Below are 21881 nucleotides of genomic sequence, written 5' to 3'. Positions count from 1 at the left end.
TTTATACCATCTACAGATAGCAATACTGGGAATAGTTACGCAGTAGCAACGTTAGCTTTTGGCAACTTAATCGAAATCAGCGTCGTCAGCGCCAAGAAAGCAAAGGAGACCCATAAGCACGCCGCAAGACCAGCCTCTTGGTAGATCCAACCCGATAATACCGTGCCAATCAAACGTCCCATCGCATTGGCCATGTAATAGAAGCCAACATCCAGAGATACGCCATCGCCTTTGGCATAGCTCACAATCAGATACGAGTGCAGCGAAGAGTTAATGGCAAACACAGCGCCAAAAATCATTAACCCCACAACAATCACCAACTCAGGCTGCCAGCCGATTTGCACACCATAAGCAATACCGCCCGTAATTAACGCAAGAATTCCTGCCCATACTAATGCTGCACTACCATCGGGCACGCGACCTTGCGCTTTACCAGTAATACGCGGCGCAAAGCCTTGCACAAACCCATAAGCAATGACCCATGCGGCTAAAAAGCCACCGACCCACAAGTGATCCCAGCCAAACACGCTACCAAGATAAATAGGCAGAGCAACGACAAACCACACATCACGAGCACCAAACAAGAACATGCGTGCTGCGGATAAAATGTTTATCGATTCAGACTTGGAGAATATTTGGCGAAACTTAGGTTTACTCTTTGCTTTACCCATGTCCGCTTCTAGCCAGATCATGCTGCAAACAAACACTAATGTAAGTACACCCGCCATAATAAACATCGAGTTTTGAAAACCCACCCAAGATAGCAGCAAGCCACCAACAAAAAAGCCCGCTCCTTTGAGTGCATTCTTCGAGCCAGTCAAAATCGCTACCCATTTGTAGAGCGCCCCTTGCTGCTCGTCTGGTACTAGCGTTTTAATCGCGCTCTTAGCACTCATTTTGTTCAGATCTTTGGCAATCCCCGACAGGGCTTGTGCTGCCATCACCCAAGGAATCGTCAGCCAAGCGTTGGGCACGGCCAACATTAACAACGCAAACACTTGCATCGCTAAACCAATGTTCATGGTTTTGTTCAGGCCTAACCTTGCGCCCAACCAACCACCAATCAAATTGGTCACCACACCAAAAAATTCATAGAAAAGGAACAGTGAGGCAATAGCTAACGTGGAATAACCCAAGTCGTGAAAATAGAGCACCACCAGCATACGCAGCGCTCCGTCGGTCACGGTAAAGTTCCAATAGTTAAACGTCACTAACATGTACTGACGAATACTTTTGCTCAATTGAGAAATCATATTGACCTCTTATGTACAGCGATAGAAGTATTTAGATCATCATGTGCCAAATGCTTATTAACCTGTACACCAACCATAAGGCGATACAACTTTAGTTCGAATTCACAAACACACCGAAATTTACAAACGGAAAAAGATAACCAATAAAAACAAAAACTTAAATTGAAACTTTTAGTTTTACTGCTGCCCTATTTTCCATTATATAAACTGGAAAATAGCTTTTGGATCATAATGTTCCAAAAGCTATTTAAGCTGATCAAGCGTCTTTCGCCACGCGTTCGATGTACTCAAGCTGCACCGGTTTTGTAAACGCACCAGGGCGAAGAGCTTGCACTTCTCGCACGATTTCTTCTAACTGCCATTTCTTCTCTAGCAACAAGTGAGCCGCAAACAAACCTGTGCGACCCGAGCCGCCCATGCAGTGCATCGCGACTTTGCCACCTTGAGCAAGAATCGCATGCAGTTCCGGGCTGGCTTGTTGCCACTTCGCCGAAAATTCTTCACTTGGTGCGCAGTCATCTTCAATCTCGATCTGGAACCATTTCATGCCCAGCTGCTGAGTGGTGTCACCCAAAGCCGCAACGTCTTTCGCTGCTAACTCGCTATCGTCCAATGCAGTAACGATCGCTTGAACCCCCTGCTCCTTCAACTGTTCCAACGACGCTTTCAACTCGACGCCTTTGGTACCCGGGCACGGTGTCAGAACTAATGCACCGGAGTCCAAATCTAATTGCCATGTAGGATGAAACATTATGAACTCCTGTTATGCCAGACCAACGTTTCGAACCAATTCTGCGGTGCGCGTTGCGTATCCCATTTCATTGTCGTACCAGGCGTAAATCTTCACCATTCGTGAGCCAACCACCATGGTGGATTGTGCATCAATGATGGTTGAGCGTTGGTCGCCTTTGTAATCGATCGACACCAACGGACGTTCCTCAAAGCCAAGAATGCCTTTTAGCTCCCCTTCCGACGCCTCTTTCAGCAAAGCATTCACTTCTTCTGCTGTGGTATCGCGTTTTACATCGAAGATGATGTCGGTCAATGACGCATTCGCCAACGGTACACGTACCGCGTGGCCGTTAATCTTGCCTTTTAAATCTGGGAAAATTTCCACAATGGCTGTCGCACTGCCGGTAGTGGTCGGGATAAGACTCATGCCGCACGCACGAGCACGACGCAGGTCTTTATGTGGCGCATCCAAAATGGTTTGCGTATTGGTCAAATCGTGAATTGTCGTGAAAGAGGATTGCTCAATGCCCAACTTCTCATGAATGACTTTCACCACAGGCGCTATACAGTTTGTTGTGCACGAAGCGGCTGTCACAATGCGATGTTTTTCAGGGTCGAAGATGTGATCGTTCACGCCAACAACAATGTTCGCAATGCCTTCTTCTTTCACTGGCGCACTCACCACCACGCGCTTCACACCTTGATCGAGGTATTGGTCTAGGTACGAGGTTTTGCGGTGTACACCTGTCGCTTCAATCACAACATCGCAGCCAGACCAGTTCACGGCGTCAATGTCACGTTGCTGAGTCGTGGCGATGCGCTTGCCATTGATGACGAGCTCATTGCCCTCAACCTGCACTTCATGGTGCCAACGACCTTGCACTGAATCGAACTCTAATAAGTGGCCAAGCGTCGCTGCATCACCTGCGACATCGTTGATTTGCACAAACTCTAACTCTGGCCAGTCGAATGCCGCTCGCAGTGCTAAACGACCAATTCGGCCAAAGCCATTAATGCCTACTTTAATTGTCATAGTTTTACCCTTTAATCTTCTACCTTGAATCTCTGTTTGCTATTAACAGCAAGCCTCACGACTTTTATCGTGTAAGCGTGTGATGTCGTCTTGGTACTCTTGCTTCAAACAGTTTGATGCCACTAAGTCTTCAATCAGCTTACGCATCCAACCTGGTAGTTGCTGCGATAACTCGTAGTACACCCATTGCCCTCGGCGTTTATCCACCAAGATGCCACTGGAGCGTAACTGAGCAAGATGACGAGAAACTTTCGGCTGACTCTCTTGCAACGCAAACGCCAAATCACCCACGCAAGTTTCGCCTTCACGGGCCACCAGCATTAAACAACGTACGCGCGTTTCATCGGATAACAGCTTGAAAAACTGATGTGGAAGCATAATAAACATACCTATATATGGATATGCGTATATATTTATTTAACTCTGAAATGTCGTCAAGAGTGATCCCATCATCGTCATAAAAGTTTCACATCGAAACAGCCAATAAAGATTGAGAGAAGAACGGTTAGAGAGAATAAAGATACGGCAGAAATTTACGCGGTTGCGACGTTTTGACTCCAGCGAACCGCTTCGCCTAACGAGAGCTTGACCTCTTCCAAAGACAATCCCAACTGCGTCGTGATTTTTTCAACGCCTGACCAGTCGGCACGCTCGTAACACTCTTCGAGAGAAATCAGCGCACCATAAACCCCCTTGCGATGTAATAAGGCTTGTTGTACGGATTCGCTAAGTGGCAATTGCTTGACTAAAGATTCCACCGACAAATCAAGCATCGCATCTAAAATCGATAATAAGCCGACCATAAACCCTTGTTCGTTGAGGTGGGAAAATGGCTGATAACGCGACATTAATTGGCAGAACTGCGCTCGTTGTAATGAAAGGTGATACAGTTCTCGAGGCTTGTTACTAGAGATATACGACGCCACGACCAAGGAGACAAACTGCTTAAGATTATCCTGACCAAGGTAGATCAAGGCCTGACGAAACGAGCTGATTTCGACAGCGAGGTTTGGCGCTTGCGTATTTACAAAGCGCAATAATTTGTACGACAACGCGACATCTTGCGTAATGATGGTTTCAATACGAGTAAAGTCTGGCTCTGGTGAGCAGACTTCACGAAAAAGCTGTAGCGCTAACACTTGCTCAGGGCTCACGTATTTTGTTTGCGAAACTAATGGCTTACTAAAAAAGTAGCCTTGGAAAAACTTAAAGCCAGCCGCTTTGGCTTGCTCAAACTCTTCTGCGGTTTCAACACGTTCCGCCAAAAAGTGGTACTTGACGCGTTTAGCAAGGTGAGCTTTGACCAACGCACACGCTTTTTCCAGCCCCATTGCCATGATATCGAGTTTAACGATGTGCACGTAAGGTAAGAAGCGACGCCACTCCGGCGTTAAGGTGAAATCATCCAGCGCGATCAAATAACCTTCTCGATACAACTCGCGAATCGCATCGAGAAGATCATCGGTCGGCTGGCAAGTTTCCAGGACTTCGACGACGATTTTGTTTTTTGGCAAGCTGCGCGGTAAGCGGCGCACCAAGCTTTGATGAGGAAAATTGATAAAGCATCGCGAAGAAGCAATCACTGGGTTAGTGCCCAGTGATAGGAAATTCTCGACAATTAATCGGTATGTTGCTCGGTTTGACTCAATATGCGAAGGGTATGCGTTACTCTCCCCATCTCGAAACAACAATTCATAACCCAGCGTCTGTCTTTTGCGGTTAAAGATCGGCTGGCGAGCAACATACGTTGTATTCATGCTAAAGAAGGACCTATAAATGGCTTATGACTTTGCAGCTGCTAATAATGCACCACAACCCATAAACATTGAACCGAAGACTTTGTTTATTTTCCCCATGATTTTATCGGAGCGAATAAAACGTCCCATTTGCGCCGCCAAGGTGGTGTAACCCAACATCACACACGCGTCGATCACAACAGTCGTAACACCAAGCACCAACAGTTGCGTCAGTTGGTCTTGTGCCGGGTCAATAAACTGTGGAAACAACGCCACCAGAAAAACAATCGATTTAGGGTTCGTCAGGTTAATCAAAATAGCTTTGTACAAGAGTGCCTTGCCAGACATGTCTTTGTGGCTCTCTGCCGCTACCAAGCTGGAGGTGTCTCGCCATTTCTGGATACCCAACCAAACCAAATAAGCCGCGCCAACCCATTTAATGACAGAAAATGCCGTTGCCGATTGTGCGACCAGCGCACCAATTCCCGCCCCAACTAACGCAATGTGAATGGCCAAACCAATTTGGAGACCGATCACAGCCCCCAAAGATTTGCGAGTACCGTAACTCAAACCATTGCTGATTGAGTTCACCGTGCCAGACCCCGGAGCCAAACTAAAAACGATTGCAGTTACTACATAAGCTAACCAGACGTGGGTATCCATTGCATTTCCTCACTAATTCTTCGATGATACATCGCGTAAACAACGTATCTTCAGGTAATCGACTAATGGCTACTAACCATTCACCTTTGACTTATACTCAAGAGTCATTATTTGAGCAAGCAATTGGTGGTCCGATCGCGGCACTTTGGCAAACTCGCCAAGAAGGCTTTGTTAAAGGAACTGAGAAAAAGAACATTTACTGGTGCAAACTGACCAACCCAGAACATAAAAAAGCCGTGCTCATCGTTAATGGGCGCATTGAGTCTTCCTGGAAATACCAAGAACTGTTTTACGATCTCTATCGCCAAGGCTTCGACGTCTATTCCTTTGACCACCGCGGACAAGGTTTATCAGATCGTCTATTGTCTGACTCAGATATGGGTCACGTCTATGACTTTACTGATTATATTGACGATATGGACGTGGTCGTAAACAAACACGACCTTAGCGACTATCAGCAATGTTTCATCATTGCCCACTCCATGGGCGGCGCAATCGCTACACGTTATCTGCAAACTCACCCAGAACATCCTTTTACCGGCTTGATTCTTAGTGCGCCTATGTTTGGTATTAATCTGCCATGGTACTTATCGCCAATAGCGATTCCAGTAACACAAATTATGTCAGCGGTATCCACTTTGCCACGTTATGCGCCAGGACATCAGGCCTACTTTCCTAAACCCTTTGAAGATAACCCGCTCAGCCAAAGCTATGGTCGCTACCAATGGTTCCGAAATCTCTATACGGAAAAACCGGAACTGCAAGTCGGTGGACCGAGCACACGATGGGTATGGCAAGGGCTAATGGCAGCAAAACAATGCTTTTTATTGACTCGCCAAGTCAAAGTACCGGTGCTCCTGATTCAAGCTGGAAACGATCGTATTGTCAGCAATCTGGCACAAAAACGTTTTATCGATAAATTGCGTAAAACCAACCCACATGCGGAGCTACTTTCTATCGAAGGCGCACAGCATGAGATCTTATTCGAGACCGACCAGTATCGTAATCAAGCACTCGATGCGATCTTCCGCTTTATGAATGACCCGAAATCATCGCCAAACGAAAGAACATAATAAGAACTCTAGGCGACCATTTCACGGCCATGATTAAAGAGGAAATGTCTGCACATTGATTTACCCTCTTTTTCATCCTCATTTTGACGTACACTGCTTGGGTCTGGCTGCGTTGAACCACGTAGATGCAACCGACCAAAATTCCCCCGCATTCGGAGCAGCATGATCTAGTCAGTCTGCTGTACTCCGTTTGCAATTCACCTGTTCCACACTATCCAAACCGTTTACGAGGACTTCATGAGCACATCGCTACCTTGCAAAGAGATCACTAAAATCGTTGCCTCTGATCTGGATGGCACGTTACTCGCACCAAACCATCAGCTCAGTGCTTACTCAAAAGAGACGCTAAAAGCGCTGCATGAAAAGGGTTACACCTTTGTCTTTGCAACAGGCCGTCACCACGTAGACGTTGCGAGCATCCGTCGTCAGGTCGGTATTCCGGCTTACATGATCACCTCGAACGGTGCCCGTGTGCATGACCAGGAAGATCAGCTGATGTACAGCGAGAATGTCCCTGCAGAACTGGTTCAAGGCGTGATCGACACGATCAAGCACGATCAAGAAATACTTATCCACATGTATCAAAATGACAGTTGGTTGATGAACAAAGACGACGAAACATTGCGTGATTTCCATGACGAATTCACATACGTCTTATTCGATGAAGACCAAGCGCCAACTGACGGTATTGCGAAAATCTTCTTCACCCACCCAGCACAAGACCACGAACGCTTGGTGGTGTTTGAAAACAAACTACGTGAACAATTTGGCGATAAGCTGAATATTGCGTTTTCAACACCATGGTGCTTGGAAGTAATGAGTGCAGGTGTGTCTAAAGGCCATGCCCTTGAAGCGGTAGCGAAAAAACTCGGCCTCACGTTAGAAAATTGCGTGGCATTTGGTGATGGCATGAATGACGTAGAAATGCTGTCGATGGCAGGTAAAGGATTGGTCATGGGTACATCACACGAGAAAGTGATGAAAGCATTGCCAAATAACGAAGTGATTGGCAGCAATGCAGAAGATGCGGTTGCACACTACCTACAAGATCACTTGCTGTAAGCTGCAATACTCCAAACAATAACAAAGGGCTGCACATTCGCAGCCCTTTTCTTTTATCGCTGACTTGGCAACTTCTCTTTGCCAAGGATCGCTTCCCACTCTTCTTCTGTCACAGGCATGATCGACAAGCGATTTCCACGTTTCACCAATGGCATGTTCTCAAGTTCTGGCATCGCTTTCATCACCGATAACGGAATCACTCGCGTCGTTTTACGCACGAATTCGACATCCACCATAATCCAACGCGGGTTGTCTGGGTCTGACTTTGGATCGTAATAATCACTTTCAGGATCGAACTGGAAATGATCGGGATAGGCTTCTCTCACGACTTTAGCAATACCGGCAACGCCAACATTCTTGCAAGAAGAGTGATAAATCAGGACGAAATCGCCCACCTTGACTTGGTCACGCATCATATTGCGCGCCTGATAATTACGAACTCCCTCCCAACATGAAACCTTTTGGGTTCGAAGCGTGTCAATAGAAAAGGTATCTGGTTCAGTTTTAAATAACCAATATGCCATAATGCCATCCGATGCCGATTGAGTAACAATAATGAGGAAGATATAACATGAAGGCTTTGAAAAACCCAGTGGCGCTTGCCACTCTGCTGGTTCTGCAAGCATGTAGTTCGCAGCCGCCACATTCTGGCGCTGCCGACCCAGCTTCTCCACCAGCCACCTTAGATAAGCCTGACACCATTCAACCTCAAACCTTTATGCTACGTGGAAAAGTGATCGTCGGTCACGAGAGCCAATACATCATGCCTTGTGGCAGCGACAAGCAATATTGGTTACAACTGTCACCACAGCAAATGCAACGAGCAATTCAGTTAAATAACGAGCCTTACCAGACCATGTATGGCGAGGTTATCGGCCATCTCAACCCACCGGGCATCGATGGGTTTTCTGCCGATTTCGATGCTAACTTTGTCGTGGAACAAGTGAACTTCCTCACAACGGAAAATCCAAACCGTTGTCAGCAACCAAACAAACCAACTCGCGTGTTTGGTAATGAGCCTTCTTGGTCGGCAAGCTTTGAGGCTAATGGACTGACATTCCAGCCAATCGGAAAACAAACCTCAAAATTAGCGATTAAGAGCAGTCAACTTCAACCTCGCCAGCGCACATATCAACTACAAGATGGTGAACTTCGCCTAACAGAAAACCTCTGTTCAGATACGATGAGTGATTCTTTGTATGGCTGGAAAGCGACGCTAAAACATGATGGCGACACTTATCAAGGTTGTGGTACGGCTGCAAACGTGGACGCTACGCTTGGCTGGGCCAATACCTATGTCGCGACTTCAACCCAATCACAAGGTTTTGAGGTGCAAATGACCTTAAGCCCAGACCACAGCGCCACAACAAAATACAGTTACGCCAATGGGCAGGCACCGTTAATCGAGCGTGGGTACTGGCAACAATTAAGTCCGTCTCAGGTTCAAGTCGTCATGACGCATCATCAACAACAAAGACTGATGTCAGAGCGACTGTTTACGCGAGAAGGCAATCAGCTCAAAGCGACCAAAGAAAAAGTCGGTAACTTGGTATACCCAATCGCCGATGGTGGTTTAGTGCTTTACCCTGCCACCACTCGTGATGAGGGCATGATGCAACCAGCCGAGAAACGCGCCAACAAGCCCATCAGCAGTGCAGACGTACCTTCTAGTGCGGAGTTTGACTCAAAAGTAGATGCCGCCGTACGCAACTACTTCTTCATTCACCAAACCAACCCCAACAACAACCAGTACCGTTGGCTAACTTATGACCTCAACGGCGATGGTAACGAAGAGCTATTAGTACAGCTGGATTGGTGTGGTTCCGGTGGCTGTACATTGCTGATCTTTGAACATCACGAAAAAGAGTGGCGCTTCAATAGCCGCATCACACTGGTACAAAGCCCGATTATGCTCGGCCAACAAACCTCCCATGGTTGGCGAGATCTGATTTTTAATGTCAGCGGTGGCGGAGCTAAAGCGGCTCAACACGTGATGCAATACACTGGGGTTAGCTATCCACTCAACCCAAGCATGGCACCAACGGCAACGCCAAACCAAATCAGTGGCGTGCGTCTGTTCTCGGATGGGGTTAGCCCTGTGCGCGAAGGAGTTCGTCTGTAATGTCGCAACCGTGTCCAAATTGTGGTTTTCAATTCAACTGTATGTGCTCACTGGTGCCGAAACTTACCAGCGAGCACAACATCTTGCTGTTGATGCATCCGAATGAACTGACGCGTGATACTAATACCGGCCAGCTACTAGAGCAGTGCCAACTCAATATTGAGCGAGTAACCTGGGACCGAAAACAACCACCAGCAGACTTGCTCGCTCGATTAGCTGATCCGTCGCTGTATCCAGTGCTTCTATTCCCAAGTGAAGAAAGCGTCACACTCGAACATGTGGCGCTCCAAAGCCAGCAACAAGCCAAAACTCCGCTGTTTATTATTTTGGACGCTACCTGGCAAGAGGCGCGCAAGATGATCAACAAGAGCCGTTGGTTAGAAAGTATCCCTACTATGGCGCTGTCTACATCGGCAGACTCGCAATATCAGCTGCGACGCAACCAACAACAAGGTAACTTGTGCACGTTTGAAGTCGCCGCACATTTACTCGGACAACTAGGCGAGCAAAATAACCAGCAAAAAATGCTCACATTCTTTGCTCACTACCTTGCACTATTTCAAGCCGAAAAAAGTGGACACGCTCTCAAGCAATCACCGAGCTAACTCAACTAAAACCGAATGGCTCAAAATAAAAAACGCAGCCAAGGCTGCGTTTTTTATTGGAATGGTTTCACGTGAAACACAACTAAAACAAACGCGTAGGTTCACCCAAGTAGTAGCCTTGCAGATAGTCGACGCCCATATCCTGCGCGATTTTGCACACCTCTCGATTGTGGACAAACTCCGCCACCGTCTCCGCATTAAACACCTGACATAAACGCACCAACTGGGAAGCTATTTTGCGCTGCTTTAAGTCTTTATCGATATCACGGATCAAGCTGCCATCGAGCTTTATGACTTCCGGCTCCAGCTTTAGGATTTCATCAATATTGGAATAGCCTGAGCCAAAATCATCAACAATGATACGCGCTCCTAAGCTTCTAAAATGACTGCATACTTCGATCATTCGACCGTAGTCTTTGATTTGCTCAGATTCCAACACTTCCAAACCAATTCGCCTAGGGTCATTGAGCTGACAAATTTCATGCTCTAAAAGCATTAAAGTTTTATCACTAAGCAAATCTTGCGGCGATAAGTTAATAGAAAAGTCACCTTGCTTATCTCGCATGTAATGTAACGTAGAATGGATCATGTGCCGACTCAATCGAGTATAAAGGTGCGTATCGGAAATAATAGGCAGGAAGCGCCCTGGCGCAATCACCGTTCCATCCTCCTCCAAAATGCGAACCAAACATTCTTGGCTTGCCAATTTATGGCTATCCGCATGCACTATCGGCTGGCTATAGGTGATGATGTTCTGTTTGAGAATGGCTTTACTGACGCAACTCAACCATCCAAGTTGCTCTTTACGCACATCCTCACTGACTTCGATGTCTTTCGCATTGCAGATATGGGTATTACTGCGCACACCGGAGCGCCTCGCTTCAATGCCTTTGAGCAATAGCTCATCCGCAGAAGCTGATGGAAAATCTCGACGACTCACTAAGCCACCGCACAGCGAGATAGAAAGATAATCTATTTCGCGCAGACCAATTGGCTCAAAATTAGTTTGCTCTACCGCGTCGGCAAAACGAGTAAAGTGCTGTTTGATGGTTTCACTGCTTTGGTCAGCTTTAAATATGAACGCCCACTCACCAACCCCAATACTATAAAGCTGCAAAGCCGTTGGCATGCCAAAACGCTTTCGCAGTCGATTCGTAAAATGCATTGAGAGGTCTTTAAGTAGCTGATCCCCTACTCTATAACCGTATTTTTCATTGATATGGCTGAAGTTAAGTAGCTTTAGAGTCAGCAAGTGCTCATCCAAATCGATGCTACTCAGCCGCTCTTGCAGCGCGACTCGGTTTTGTAATCCAGTGCGACTATCTCGCCGATAGCTTTCTTGTAACTTGCGCGTTTGGCGATCGAGTTGATACCCCATATGCGCGTTCATATGGTTGAGGTCGCCAATCGCATTTCGAATCAAGCTAAACAATGGTGAAATAGAGGAGCTAACGGGCGACTTAGGCAAGTTCAATGCTTGTACTTCGTCTCCCTCTCGCATCGCTAAATACGTCAGACTGTGATGAAGAATTTCTGGCTGTCCAATACCGCCATGCAGTTCCCCCATACAATAACTACCAAACGTCGTCGCGATATCTTTGAAGGCTTGGACTTCGTCGCTGCTGTCAATAAAGTCTAACCGTGACGCGCAGTTAAAAATCATCACGACTTCAGGTTGGTGCATGGCTAACTCAACCACACCATGTCGCACCTGTTCGAGCGTTAATGAGGGGTGGTTATAGCAAAATTGTACTTCGTCACCAAGACACCAAGGCCTGTCGAAACTCATACTGCCATCAGCGTGTAGCTCCGTTACCGTGCAAACTTCCTTACGCCCCAAACTTTCTCGATACAAAGGAAAGCTGAGCAGTTGACTCAGCGTCACATCATGGCCATCCGCCAAATAACGCTTGTATACGTCCAACGCTTTCTGTTCACCTAAGCAATACAAGCGCGTTCCTTTTGCATGGGTGACTTTATGTGGCATGCCAATCGGGTTCCATTCCGAATACGCATCCGTCCATAGCTTCAAGGTATCGCTGTGCAAAGCTACGGCGACCACGGCATTATCGTAAACTCGGTTTTGATATAGCACCCAACAGCCATCATCAATACTCTGCGCCAACCCTCCAGAGATCACGACTTCTTCACTAGCGAAGGTTTGAAACAAGGGATAGTCACGTCGTTCAATTTGCACAGCAAAGCTGAGGATCACTTGCGAATTATGCTGCAACAGAAGCGAGCGTTTGAGCTCTCCACCATCAATATCGGGGGAGTAAGAGTAGGTTTGTACAGCAGAAGTAAGCGTGGTTTGTTCGAACTCAGTCACACTGATCAGGCAGCCAGAGGTAAATATCTCCCCCTCCAGAATGACATTACGCGTACTATGCCCCACGACATGAGCATTCGGCAGCAACAATAAAACAGCGTCCGCAAGTGTGGTCGTAAAGTCGCGTGATTGAGTCGACAATATTTGCACCAAATATTGTTTACTTGAAGATAACTGAGAAGTGACTAAAAAGTCATTTAACTGACTGACATCATAAACCAGTTTTGAAAAAGCTCGCATGCACCTACCACTGCCGTAACACTATCTTCACCACGACGTGTGGCGTTACTCTTTTTACTTAATAGTGAATAATTTACGTGGCTTTACGCTGCTTTTCTAGACACAAAATGAGATTAGAATGGATTAATGCGAAAGCAATTAAAAAAGTGTGAGTAACGGCTGCAAACTATTGATTTCAATATCAGGTAAAGTACGTGTTTTTGAATGGTTAATGACATTTTTATTCATATCATTGAACCAACAAGCCGCAAAACCAGCCGACTTTGCACCATGCACATCCGTGGTTAGGTGATCACCGACATGCAGAATATTCTCTGCTGGAATATCCAAGAACCGTTTCGCCTTAGTAAACATATCGGTGGCGGGTTTCGCTAACCCATCTGGCCCCGCTTTGAGTACACATTGAAAATATGGCGTTAAGCCAATTTTATCTAAATCGACGTTGCCGTTTGTGATCGCCACGAGCGGAACTCGCTCTCCCAGTTGTGTCAAAACATCTAAGCTTGATTGGGGCACTTCAAACTGACTGCGCCAATCCAAAGCGAGCTGCACACCCTCTTCAGCTGCGGCTTGAGCTTGAGCTTCATCATAGCCAACTGAAAGAAAACCATGCTTTAGCTGCACTAAACGCCAAAGCGTCACATCGCTTCTGAGATCCGGTCTCTGCTGGAGCACATGTTTTTTTACCTGCATCCAATCAGCCTTATCCATGTGCGCCACGGCAGGATGTGTTTGCTGCAACCAAGCCAGCAACTCACGCTCCATACGGATAATCACCGGGTAATTGTCATACAGCGTGTCATCAAGATCGAAGGTCATGGCCTTAATAGGCTCGATACGGCGATAAAATTTCATACTTCGGCTCACTCCCCGTTCTTTTTACGTGCGCGTGGGTGGGCTTGGTCGTAGGCTTGCGCTAAATGTTGGAAATCCAAATGCGTGTAGATTTGGGTCGTCGAAATGTTCTCGTGCCCTAAAAGCTCTTGCACCGCACGTAAGTTATTGCTGGATTCGAGCATATGTGTCGCAAACGAGTGACGCAATTTATGCGGACTAATATGGCTCGCCACAGACTGTTTCTGTCCCCATTCTGCCATACGTTTTTGCACGCTACGGTGCGAAATACGCGTTCCGAGTTTAGACACAAACAAGGCGGGTTCACCTGGTGCAGCAAGGTCACCCCTGACTTTCAACCACTTGGCAACCCATTCAGTTGCCATGCCAGAAAATGGTACTTTACGTTCTTTATCGCCTTTACCGATAACACGAAGCTCGCCACTGCGCAGTTGTACATCACGTACATCCACACTCACCAACTCAGCCAAACGCAAGCCTGCACCGTACATCAGCTCCATCATGGCGCGATCACGCACAGCCAACGGGTCGTCTTCGTTAACCTCAAGCAGTTGGCTCACTTCATCAACATCGAGGTTTTTCGGCAACGGGCGCTTTTTACGTGGCGCTGAAACCCCTTTGGCAGGGTTAGCTGACATCTCGCCACGCAGAATAAGGAAATCGAAAAAGCTACGCAGCGATGAGAGGCGCGTCGCTAAACTGCTGGCTTTCATGCCTTCCCGCATGCCCTTACCTGCTAATTGGCGCACCCAGCCTGCATCAACTTGAGACCAATCTTTAAGTCCCATTTCAGCCAAGTGCTGCGCCATGGTTTCTAGCTGCTGTTTGTAATTGCGTTGAGTATGTAGGCTGAGCCCCTTTTCGCTTCGTAAGAATTCATAGAAGCGCTCAAGAGGCTTTTGCAGACTATTTGGCAGAGGAGTGTTGGGAGTTGTCGTCATCGTAACTTTGCCATACCAATGTTTGAGCGAGATGTGCCACTACTAATGATAGGTGACGCAAAAACAAGGTATCCATATCTGGTTGAAAATGGCCGCCATCCTCACTAGAGAACGCTAGCACGCCCAGTGTTTGCTGTTTCACGAGCGGCAGTACCACATAGGACCCCATTTCCGGCACATCCATATTGCCAAACAAAGCTTCACGATCCACTTTGCGAAGACGTCCTAGGTACGCGTCTTTGCCATTTAAGTGAGTGGTCGCAAAACGTTGATAACTTTCCTTACTCAATTGAATCGATGCGTCGCATTGACTAAACAATCGAACAAACGCACGTAAGCCCAGTGCTTTAGCTTTCTCTTCAATAGAATGAATGACTTGTTTAAAGTCACCACACTTTAGAATCTGCCCCTGCAAATCCATAAATTCGTAAAAGGTGCGATCGTTGTTCGCCGCAAGCGACATCAGTGTGGTGATCTCTTCCTCTAACTCTTCAATGCGCTGACGTTGGCGATTCATTTGTATGTGCACCAAAGACACGGCACCCAAGTCTGAGTGTGGGAAAGATAGACGATCCACAAGCTCCGGACGCTGCACAAAAAAATCGGGATGATCTTTGAGGTACTCGGCCACCACTTCAGCCGTTAAGGCATCTGCTTCTACTTGAGACAAACCGTTTCCTTTTTCTTCTACTAGCAAGACAATTGACCATCAAATACATGCGTTGTAGGTCCGGTCATAAACAACGGCTTACCCGGACCTTGCCACGCAATTCGCAGTTCACCACCTGGTAGAGAAACCTTAACGTTTTCATCCAGCAGACCCTGAAGAATCCCTACCGCTACCGCCGCGCATGCGCCACTACCACAAGCTTGTGTTTCACCTGCGCCTCGCTCGTAAACTCGAAGACGAATATGGTCACGACTCACCACCTGCATAAAGCCAGCGTTGACGCGCTCTGGGAAACGCTCGTGCGACTCAAGCAGCGGGCCTAATGTATCGACATCAGCAGTATCCACGTCATCGACCACCGTCACCACATGCGGGTTACCCATGCTTACCGCGCCACAGAACAGCGTTTTTTCACCAGCGCGCATGATGTAGGTTTTCTCTTTTTGCTTGGCTTTGAAAGGAATTTTGTTCGGCTCAAACTCTGGCACACCCATGTTGACCGTCACTTCTCCATCATCTTCGATGTTGAGAATCATCTTTCCTTTTTTGGTGCTTACGCTGATGCTGTATTTATTGGTCAACCCTTTCAAGCGAACAAAGCGCGCGAAGCAGCGCGCGCCATTCCCGCACTGCTCGACTTCACTACCATCGGCATTGAAAATCCGATAATGGAAATCAGTTTCAGGGTCGTAAGGGGCTTCTACCACGAGCAATTGGTCAAAACCAACGCCGGTATGACGATCCGCCAAACGGCGGATCAGGTCTTGCGAGAAAAACACGTTCTGGGTAATACAGTCGACGACCATGAAGTCGTTGCCCAAACCGTGCATTTTGGAAAAGTGGAAATGCATTTGTTGTGTGTTACTCCGGTAGAATCTGTTCCAGCTGCCACAAACTGGTCAGCTCCTCACGCTGGCGAACTAAGTGGCTTTGTTTACCATCCACCATTACTTCTGCCGCTCGGGTACGAGTATTGTAGTTCGAAGACATAACAAAACCATAGGCACCTGCTGAACGAACCGCGAGTAGATCACCTTCTTGCAAAACGAGTGCGCGATCTTTACCCAAGAAGTCGCCGGTTTCACAAATAGGGCCAACCAAATCGTAAGTCTGAGCTTCACCCGTGCGCGGCGAAACTGGCACGATATCTTGCCATGCTTGGTATAGTGCAGGACGCATCAAGTCGTTCATTGCCGCATCGATGATGGCAAAGTTCTTGTGCTCAGTATGTTTTAAAAACTCAACACGCGTTAGCAAGATACCTGCATTCGCAGCAATTGCTCGGCCCGGCTCAAAAATCAGCTCCAAGTCTTGGTGATTTTCAAGACGACCTAGTAACGCTTTGGCGTAATCTGAAGGCTGTGGTGGTAACTCATCACGATAGACCACACCCAAACCACCGCCGACATCAAGGTGACGAATGTTAATGCCTTGCGCTTTTAAATCATCAATCAGAGCTAATAAACGGTCTGTCGCGTCGATAAATGGGTCGATATTGGTCAGCTGAGAACCAATGTGGCAGTCGATGCCTTGCACATTCAAGTTCGGCAGGCTTTGCGCGAATTTATAAACATCTGGCGCACGATCAAATGCAATGCCGAATTTATTGTCGCGAAGACCAGTCGAAATGTAAGGGTGTGTTTTCGCGTCGACATCTGGATTGATACGCAGAGAAATTGGCGCAATCACACCAAGCTCACCCGCAACCTTGTTCAAACGTTCTAGCTCTGGCTCAGATTCAACGTTGAAACATTTGATACCTAGCTCAAGAGCGCGCTTCATTTCTGCAGGTGTTTTCCCAACACCAGAGAAGACGACTTTCTTCGGATCACCGCCTGCGGCAATCACACGCTCAAGTTCACCACCTGATACGATATCAAAGCCCGAACCCAAACGCGCCAGTGCGTTCAATACGCCTAGGTTTGAGTTCGCTTTCACCGCGTAGCAAACTAGATGAGGATGTTGACCCACAGCACTATCAAACGCCTTCCAGTGGCGCTCTAGCGTGGCTCGAGAATATACGTAAAGAGGAGTGCCATATTGCTCTGCAAGAGCTTGAAGTGGGACGTCTTCGGCCCAAAGCTGGCCATCATCCTGATAGTTGAAGTAATCCAAAATTCGCTTCCCTTATTTTATTCGACTGCTGAACCCTAATTTCACCCTAAGGCGCGGTTATTTATTGTGATTGCTCATTCTGTTGAGTGTCATCTGGAATGTATAGTGAGCCAGACTGGCCACATCCCGCTAACGTCGCGGCAACCATCACAAACAACACAGTAACTAATTTTTTCATTTCGCATATCGTGATTATTGAATCAATGCCCCCTATAATCGCACCACACTCAGGAAAAGCAATAGGATAGACGGATGAACGATACTGAATTTCATCAACTGGTGGATGCACAGATGCAAATCATCGAAGAATCCATCGATGATTCAGGCGCAGACATTGATTACGAAGTCACTGGCAACGTAATGACATTGGAATTTGAAGACCGCAGCCAAATCATCATTAACCGCCAAGAGCCGATGCATGAGATCTGGCTAGCGTCCAAATCTGGTGGTTTCCACTTCAAGCTTATTGAAGATAAATGGACCTGCTCAAAAACGGGCATGGAGCTATTTGAAATGGTGAAGCAAGAGTGTGAAAAGCACGCGGGCGAAGCCATTGATTGGGCATAATGTCCGTCAATCGTCACCAAAACAAAAAGAGCACCGAAGTGCTCTTTTTGTTTATTGATACGGGTTTAATTACGCGTTCACCGCTTTCGTCGGACGATGCGGCGAGCAACCATCATTACGATAAGGGATGATATAAGCATTGCCCTCTTCAGGATGGATAATCTGGTAGTACTGCGGCAGGTTAAAGTTGATAAATTTCGACGCAACACGACTGTCATCTTTTACGGATGTGTAAAAGCTGTTCACAGACGAAATCATCTCGTCTTTAGAGCCACTGAATTGGTGATACACTTCAACTTGGTTTGACTCATCCAACACATAAATATTGAAGCCATCTTCATTATCTTCAAAGAAGAATTGCACCAGACCTTCACTGGCAAAACCATCCACCGCTTCTGGCATTTGATACTCTTGCTCACGATCGAGCATTAATAGCGGCGAGCCTTTAAGTTTGTTAGTAGAAATGCTGCGATAGAAATCAATGGAGTTTTCTAACTTCTGCACCGACACACCACGACGTTCAAAGAACAGCCCGTAAGTTTGGTTACCAAGGCGCATCGCTTTAAAGCGGCGGCGTTTTTCTTGCTCTACTGGCTTCAAGCGTAAGTCGATGCATTCCGCTAAAAGCTGGTAGACCATATTACGCATCACACCACGCATGTTCTTCGCATAACAGAACACATCCACCGATTCTGGTGGCAACGCGTCTTGGTGCATTTTGCCCAGAATGGTTTTTAGTGCGTCCAGCATCGCCGTTTCCCCTTTGAAATGCAGCGTACGCACTTCATGCCAGGAATTACGGTAAACCAAGTCGACACTGCCGACTAAGTTTTTATGTTCCGGACCAAAACTGAAGATATCGGTATTTTTTACATCCACTTTCAGTGAACGGCCCGAAAGCTCTGACGTAGGATCATTTTCAAAGTTGATGAACATCGCTAACTGGCTGATCTCACATGGGCTCGCTAATGCCTGCATCGTCGGACGGCGCTTACGCAGCGCAAAGGTATTTCGTAAGTCGCTCACCATTTGGTAGAACTTATCGATATCCAGTTGCGCTTCACGCACCACCGCGTGCAAACGAGTCGACTCGGTGATTAAACCATTAAAGAATGCCCAAGAGACTAACTTGCTCAAGTATTCATGATGTTCTAAGTATGGCTGCCCCAAAATGCGGTGCGCGATCAGAGGTTGTTTATAGAGATACCAACCAGACTTGTTCACACCACCATCTTTCACTTCGATGAAGCTTAAATCCGGTTCATGCAAATCAGGGGAAATCTGTGGGTTGAGCAACGTCACTTTGCCCGGCAATACTTCAAAAGCGGCGTAAAGCTTACGCGCCAAAATACTGATGTCTTGCGGGCTGATAGCGGAGGTAATGTCGTTGCGACGCGCAAATTGAATCAAATTACGGTAGCTCTGCATCAACGCATCCAGCAACGCATGATGCACCACTTTTACCTGTTCAACTTTCCAGTTGCGGCGATCATCGAGCTCAGCAACAACGCTGGCATCCCAATCCCATTTTGCAATCATGTCGCTCAGCGCTTCACGGCGCCAAGCCACTGAACCGACATCCGGTTCACGCGACAACTTTTCGTGGGTTTTGAGATAGAAGCAACGGCGCACCAAATCCAAACGAGTGTCGTCTTGGATTCGCTCTAAATAGCGAGTCACTTTTTCCAGCATTAAGTAGTACGCATCCATGCCATAGAGGTCTGGCTCATGGGCAAAGAAACGACGTTTGGTATCGATGCTTAACAGTTGCGTATGTGGGTATTCCCACGAATAAGCTTCAAGCAGAATGGCTTTTAATACCGATTTGTAGGGAGAATCGATACTTTTGTATAGCTGCCACAAGTTCGAGCCGAAGTACTCTTCAGCAGGAATGCGGTTCAATTTACCAAAGTCGATCCATTCACTACAGTCGATGTAACCATCACTGCACAATTGAGAAACATACTCGTCGTAACACTCTTCCATTTCTGGCGGCACTATTTGCCATAATAAACGCTGTCCAGCAATACGCACCGCGCTGCGATAGAATTCATCAAGCAAAAGTAAGTGCTGAGATGAGCCACAGTTATCACCCGTCATCTCTTCAGAATGGTTGCTTCTAAAGCGTTCTTCATCCATTAAGAAGAAGTTCGCCTCCACCCCTTGGCTTTGTGCCCAGTCGGTGATCAGCAAGCATTTATTGGTCAGCAATTCTCGCTCGTCACAATCCATATCTGGCGAAATACACACCCAAATATCTAAATCACTAGAAGTACTTTGACCAATTGATGAGGTACTGCCCATGGTGTATAAGCCCAAGATAGCCGGCTTCTCTGCCGTCTTAAGTGGCTGACCAATCGCAAGTTGAATGTCATCAATGAATTGCTGCTGAATGCTATTTAGCGCCAGCCCATGCACACCAAACGGGACATCGGCATCGTAATAGCCAGGAATCACAGGGTGGTTGTAGTTCAACAAGGCAGGAATCAAGTGGAAGACTTGCTGGCTTTGCGAATCCATAAGCGCCAGCGCGCGATCAACTCGCTGCTGATTCAAATTATCTAGTCGCTGAATGATTTTTTGGGTGTAAGCCTGCAAGGGGAATTCCTTGGTTGAACAATCACGAAAATCTGCTGACGTTTTAAACCAAAATGGCCTAAAAACGTGATCAATTTAACACTTTTATTGGTGCGGGTAAAGTTTCACGCCCACGCACCACTCAGGATGCAAAACCATACTTTAGTCACAAAATTAATCGCGCGGTAGTGTCGCTCTTATTACCTATTACTAATAATAGTCCTTAGTCTAATTGAGAATCCAGTCACACTATTTTCATAACGTCATGTAATTCCATTCATAGCTCTCAGAGATAACGAACTAACAGTAAGCATTTCTTGATGAGAATGGTAGGATAAACCCAAATCCAAACAGCATTGAGAAGATCATGACACAATCCACACCTATTCGCATTGCAACTCGAAAAAGCCCTCTTGCTTTATGGCAAGCTTACTTTGTCAAAGACGCCCTTCAAGCAGCTCACCCTGGTTTGGAAGTCGAGTTAGTAACTATGGTGACCAAAGGTGACGTGATTTTAGATACACCGCTAGCAAAAGTTGGCGGCAAAGGCTTATTCGTAAAAGAGCTTGAAGTCGCAATGCTAGAAGGCCGTGCAGACCTTGCCGTTCACTCAATGAAGGACGTGCCCGTCGATTTCCCGGAAGGTCTTGGCCTCGTGACCATTTGTGAACGTGAAGACCCTCGTGATGCTTTCGTTTCCAATACCTATAGCAACATTGATGAACTCCCTCAAGGTGCAGTGGTTGGTACTTGCAGTTTGCGCCGTCAATGCCAACTGAAAGAATATCGTCCAGATATCATCATTAAAGAGCTTCGCGGTAATGTGGGCACTCGCCTTGGTAAACTAGATGCGGGTGAATACGATGCGATCATTCTTGCTGCGGCAGGCCTTAAACGATTGAAGCTTGAAGAGCGTATTCGTAGCTTTATCGAGCCAGAGCAATCATTACCTGCGGTTGGCCAAGGGGCCGTCGGTATCGAGTGCCGCCTTGACGATGAAAGACTGCTTAAGCTACTAGAGCCACTTAACCACCAAGACACCGTAGACCGCGTTTTGTGTGAGCGCGCAATGAACCTGACGCTAGAAGGCGGCTGTCAGGTACCTATCGGCAGCTATGCCCTGCTAGACGGCGACAACATTTGGCTACGCGCATTAGTTGGCGAACCAGATGGCAGCGAAATTGTTCGTGGTGAAATTCGTGGCCATCGTAAAGATGGCGAAGCATTAGGAGTGCAGCTAGCCAATGAGCTGCTAGATAACGGCGCTCGTGAAATCCTAACTAAGCTGTACGCAGATCACGAATAACC

21 protein-coding genes are annotated in these 21881 nt (G+C 47.1%); 6 read left to right on the top strand and 15 right to left on the bottom strand.

The annotated features are described in order from the left end of the window. Positions 1–35: 35 nt before the first annotated feature. The 6 genes from arsJ to rhtB form a co-directional block, all read right to left on the bottom strand. Positions 36–1253 carry an organoarsenical effux MFS transporter ArsJ gene (gene arsJ / locus VEA_RS02635; RefSeq protein ID WP_006743018.1) on the bottom strand — a complete coding sequence of 406 codons (1218 nt, stop codon included), beginning with the start codon at positions 1251–1253 and terminating at the stop codon, positions 36–38. 256 nt (positions 1254–1509) lie between these two features. Further along, entirely contained in the window at positions 1510–2004 is a 495-nt protein-coding gene (locus tag VEA_RS02630; protein WP_012841294.1) for a cyclin-dependent kinase inhibitor 3 family protein, read from the bottom strand. A gap of 12 nt (positions 2005–2016) precedes the next feature. Further along, positions 2017–3018, bottom strand: coding sequence for an ArsJ-associated glyceraldehyde-3-phosphate dehydrogenase (locus VEA_RS02625; protein WP_006743017.1), 1002 nt, complete (start codon positions 3016–3018; stop codon positions 2017–2019). Positions 3019–3060: 42 nt separating this feature from the next. Beyond that, entirely contained in the window at positions 3061–3396 is a 336-nt protein-coding gene (locus VEA_RS02620; RefSeq protein ID WP_005393826.1) for a metalloregulator ArsR/SmtB family transcription factor, read from the bottom strand. Between the two features lie 155 nt (positions 3397–3551). Beyond that, positions 3552–4775 (bottom strand): EAL and HDOD domain-containing protein, encoded by a 1224-nt coding sequence (locus VEA_RS02615; protein WP_005393827.1) that lies wholly within the window; start codon positions 4773–4775, stop codon positions 3552–3554. 24 nt (positions 4776–4799) lie between these two features. Continuing rightward, on the bottom strand, positions 4800–5417 hold the full coding sequence (gene rhtB, locus VEA_RS02610; protein WP_012841293.1) for a homoserine/homoserine lactone efflux protein: 618 nt from the start codon (positions 5415–5417) through the stop codon (positions 4800–4802). A gap of 65 nt (positions 5418–5482) precedes the next feature. Here rhtB and VEA_RS02605 point away from each other — a divergent pair, with 65 nt between their 5' ends. Both VEA_RS02605 and VEA_RS02600 read left to right on the top strand, forming a co-directional pair. Next, on the top strand, positions 5483–6490 hold the full coding sequence (locus VEA_RS02605; RefSeq protein WP_012841292.1) for an alpha/beta fold hydrolase: 1008 nt from the start codon (positions 5483–5485) through the stop codon (positions 6488–6490). 237 nt (positions 6491–6727) lie between these two features. Continuing rightward, complete coding sequence (locus VEA_RS02600; RefSeq protein WP_005393831.1) at positions 6728–7552, top strand: Cof-type HAD-IIB family hydrolase; 825 nt, start codon at positions 6728–6730, stop codon at positions 7550–7552. Between the two features lie 53 nt (positions 7553–7605). Here VEA_RS02600 and VEA_RS02595 read toward each other — a convergent pair whose 3' ends face one another. Beyond that, entirely contained in the window at positions 7606–8076 is a 471-nt protein-coding gene (locus VEA_RS02595) for an EVE domain-containing protein (RefSeq protein ID WP_006743014.1), read from the bottom strand. A gap of 47 nt (positions 8077–8123) precedes the next feature. Between VEA_RS02595 and VEA_RS02590 the strand changes: the two genes are divergently transcribed. Together VEA_RS02590 and VEA_RS02585 are read left to right on the top strand one after the other, a co-directional pair. Continuing rightward, positions 8124–9674: a COG3650 family protein gene (locus VEA_RS02590; protein ID WP_006743013.1), complete on the top strand. Its 1551-nt coding sequence runs from the start codon at positions 8124–8126 to the stop codon at positions 9672–9674. Continuing rightward, a complete protein-coding gene (locus VEA_RS02585) occupies positions 9674–10279 on the top strand; it encodes a tRNA-uridine aminocarboxypropyltransferase (protein WP_012841289.1) in 606 nt (201 codons plus the stop codon). Before VEA_RS02590 ends, VEA_RS02585 begins: the two co-directional genes overlap by 1 nt. Before the next feature lie 82 nt (positions 10280–10361). On the opposite strand, the gene VEA_RS02580 is transcribed toward VEA_RS02585, so the two are convergent. The 7 genes from VEA_RS02580 to lptM all read right to left on the bottom strand — a co-directional run bounded on the left by VEA_RS02580 (position 10362) and on the right by lptM (position 17607). Beyond that, on the bottom strand, positions 10362–12848 hold the full coding sequence (locus VEA_RS02580) for an EAL domain-containing protein (protein ID WP_006743012.1): 2487 nt from the start codon (positions 12846–12848) through the stop codon (positions 10362–10364). Positions 12849–12986: 138 nt separating this feature from the next. Next, a complete protein-coding gene (yigB, locus tag VEA_RS02575) occupies positions 12987–13703 on the bottom strand; it encodes a 5-amino-6-(5-phospho-D-ribitylamino)uracil phosphatase YigB (RefSeq protein WP_006743011.1) in 717 nt (238 codons plus the stop codon). 8 nt (positions 13704–13711) lie between these two features. Further along, positions 13712–14644: a tyrosine recombinase XerC gene (gene xerC / locus VEA_RS02570; RefSeq protein WP_012841287.1), complete on the bottom strand. Its 933-nt coding sequence runs from the start codon at positions 14642–14644 to the stop codon at positions 13712–13714. Continuing rightward, complete coding sequence (locus VEA_RS02565; protein ID WP_006743009.1) at positions 14610–15341, bottom strand: DUF484 family protein; 732 nt, start codon at positions 15339–15341, stop codon at positions 14610–14612. The genes xerC and VEA_RS02565 overlap by 35 nt, the downstream gene beginning before the upstream one ends. Continuing rightward, on the bottom strand, positions 15335–16165 hold the full coding sequence (gene dapF, locus VEA_RS02560) for a diaminopimelate epimerase (RefSeq protein ID WP_006743008.1): 831 nt from the start codon (positions 16163–16165) through the stop codon (positions 15335–15337). Before dapF ends, VEA_RS02565 begins: the two co-directional genes overlap by 7 nt. Positions 16166–16175: 10 nt before the next feature. Further along, positions 16176–17429: a diaminopimelate decarboxylase gene (gene lysA, locus VEA_RS02555; RefSeq protein WP_006743007.1), complete on the bottom strand. Its 1254-nt coding sequence runs from the start codon at positions 17427–17429 to the stop codon at positions 16176–16178. Between the two features lie 61 nt (positions 17430–17490). Next, on the bottom strand, positions 17491–17607 hold the full coding sequence (gene lptM / locus VEA_RS24670) for an LPS translocon maturation chaperone LptM (RefSeq protein WP_005378746.1): 117 nt from the start codon (positions 17605–17607) through the stop codon (positions 17491–17493). A gap of 74 nt (positions 17608–17681) precedes the next feature. Between lptM and cyaY the strand changes: the two genes are divergently transcribed. Beyond that, positions 17682–17996, top strand: a complete 315-nt coding sequence (gene cyaY, locus VEA_RS02545) for an iron donor protein CyaY (protein ID WP_012841286.1) — start codon at positions 17682–17684, stop codon at positions 17994–17996. Between the two features lie 69 nt (positions 17997–18065). On the opposite strand, the gene VEA_RS02540 is transcribed toward cyaY, so the two are convergent. Further along, a complete protein-coding gene (locus VEA_RS02540) occupies positions 18066–20594 on the bottom strand; it encodes a class I adenylate cyclase (protein ID WP_006743006.1) in 2529 nt (842 codons plus the stop codon). 346 nt (positions 20595–20940) lie between these two features. Between VEA_RS02540 and hemC the strand changes: the two genes are divergently transcribed. Next, entirely contained in the window at positions 20941–21879 is a 939-nt protein-coding gene (hemC, locus tag VEA_RS02535; RefSeq protein WP_006743005.1) for a hydroxymethylbilane synthase, read from the top strand. Positions 21880–21881 lie beyond the last annotated feature (2 nt).

Origin of the sequence: Vibrio antiquarius, from assembly GCF_000024825.1 — a bacterium.
Lineage (GTDB): Bacteria > Pseudomonadota > Gammaproteobacteria > Enterobacterales > Vibrionaceae > Vibrio > Vibrio diabolicus.
This window is presented reverse-complemented; position numbering and strand designations above follow the sequence as displayed.

Excerpts from the sequence above, each read along its gene's own strand:
- arsJ (WP_006743018.1), bottom strand. The coding sequence starts at position 1,253 with ATGATTTCTCAATTGAGCAAAAGTATTCGTCAGTACATGTTAGTGACG.
- VEA_RS02630 (WP_012841294.1), bottom strand. The coding sequence starts at position 2,004 with ATGTTTCATCCTACATGGCAATTAGATTTGGACTCCGGTGCATTAGTT.
- VEA_RS02625 (WP_006743017.1), bottom strand. The coding sequence starts at position 3,018 with ATGACAATTAAAGTAGGCATTAATGGCTTTGGCCGAATTGGTCGTTTA.
- VEA_RS02620 (WP_005393826.1), bottom strand. The coding sequence starts at position 3,396 with ATGCTTCCACATCAGTTTTTCAAGCTGTTATCCGATGAAACGCGCGTA.
- VEA_RS02615 (WP_005393827.1), bottom strand. The coding sequence starts at position 4,775 with ATGAATACAACGTATGTTGCTCGCCAGCCGATCTTTAACCGCAAAAGA.
- rhtB (WP_012841293.1), bottom strand. The coding sequence starts at position 5,417 with ATGGATACCCACGTCTGGTTAGCTTATGTAGTAACTGCAATCGTTTTT.
- VEA_RS02605 (WP_012841292.1), top strand. The coding sequence starts at position 5,483 with ATGGCTACTAACCATTCACCTTTGACTTATACTCAAGAGTCATTATTT.
- VEA_RS02600 (WP_005393831.1), top strand. The coding sequence starts at position 6,728 with ATGAGCACATCGCTACCTTGCAAAGAGATCACTAAAATCGTTGCCTCT.
- VEA_RS02595 (WP_006743014.1), bottom strand. The coding sequence starts at position 8,076 with ATGGCATATTGGTTATTTAAAACTGAACCAGATACCTTTTCTATTGAC.
- VEA_RS02590 (WP_006743013.1), top strand. The coding sequence starts at position 8,124 with ATGAAGGCTTTGAAAAACCCAGTGGCGCTTGCCACTCTGCTGGTTCTG.
- VEA_RS02585 (WP_012841289.1), top strand. The coding sequence starts at position 9,674 with ATGTCGCAACCGTGTCCAAATTGTGGTTTTCAATTCAACTGTATGTGC.
- VEA_RS02580 (WP_006743012.1), bottom strand. The coding sequence starts at position 12,848 with ATGCGAGCTTTTTCAAAACTGGTTTATGATGTCAGTCAGTTAAATGAC.
- yigB (WP_006743011.1), bottom strand. The coding sequence starts at position 13,703 with ATGAAATTTTATCGCCGTATCGAGCCTATTAAGGCCATGACCTTCGAT.
- xerC (WP_012841287.1), bottom strand. The coding sequence starts at position 14,644 with ATGACGACAACTCCCAACACTCCTCTGCCAAATAGTCTGCAAAAGCCT.
- dapF (WP_006743008.1), bottom strand. The coding sequence starts at position 16,165 with ATGCATTTCCACTTTTCCAAAATGCACGGTTTGGGCAACGACTTCATG.
- lptM (WP_005378746.1), bottom strand. The coding sequence starts at position 17,607 with ATGAAAAAATTAGTTACTGTGTTGTTTGTGATGGTTGCCGCGACGTTA.
- cyaY (WP_012841286.1), top strand. The coding sequence starts at position 17,682 with ATGAACGATACTGAATTTCATCAACTGGTGGATGCACAGATGCAAATC.
- hemC (WP_006743005.1), top strand. The coding sequence starts at position 20,941 with ATGACACAATCCACACCTATTCGCATTGCAACTCGAAAAAGCCCTCTT.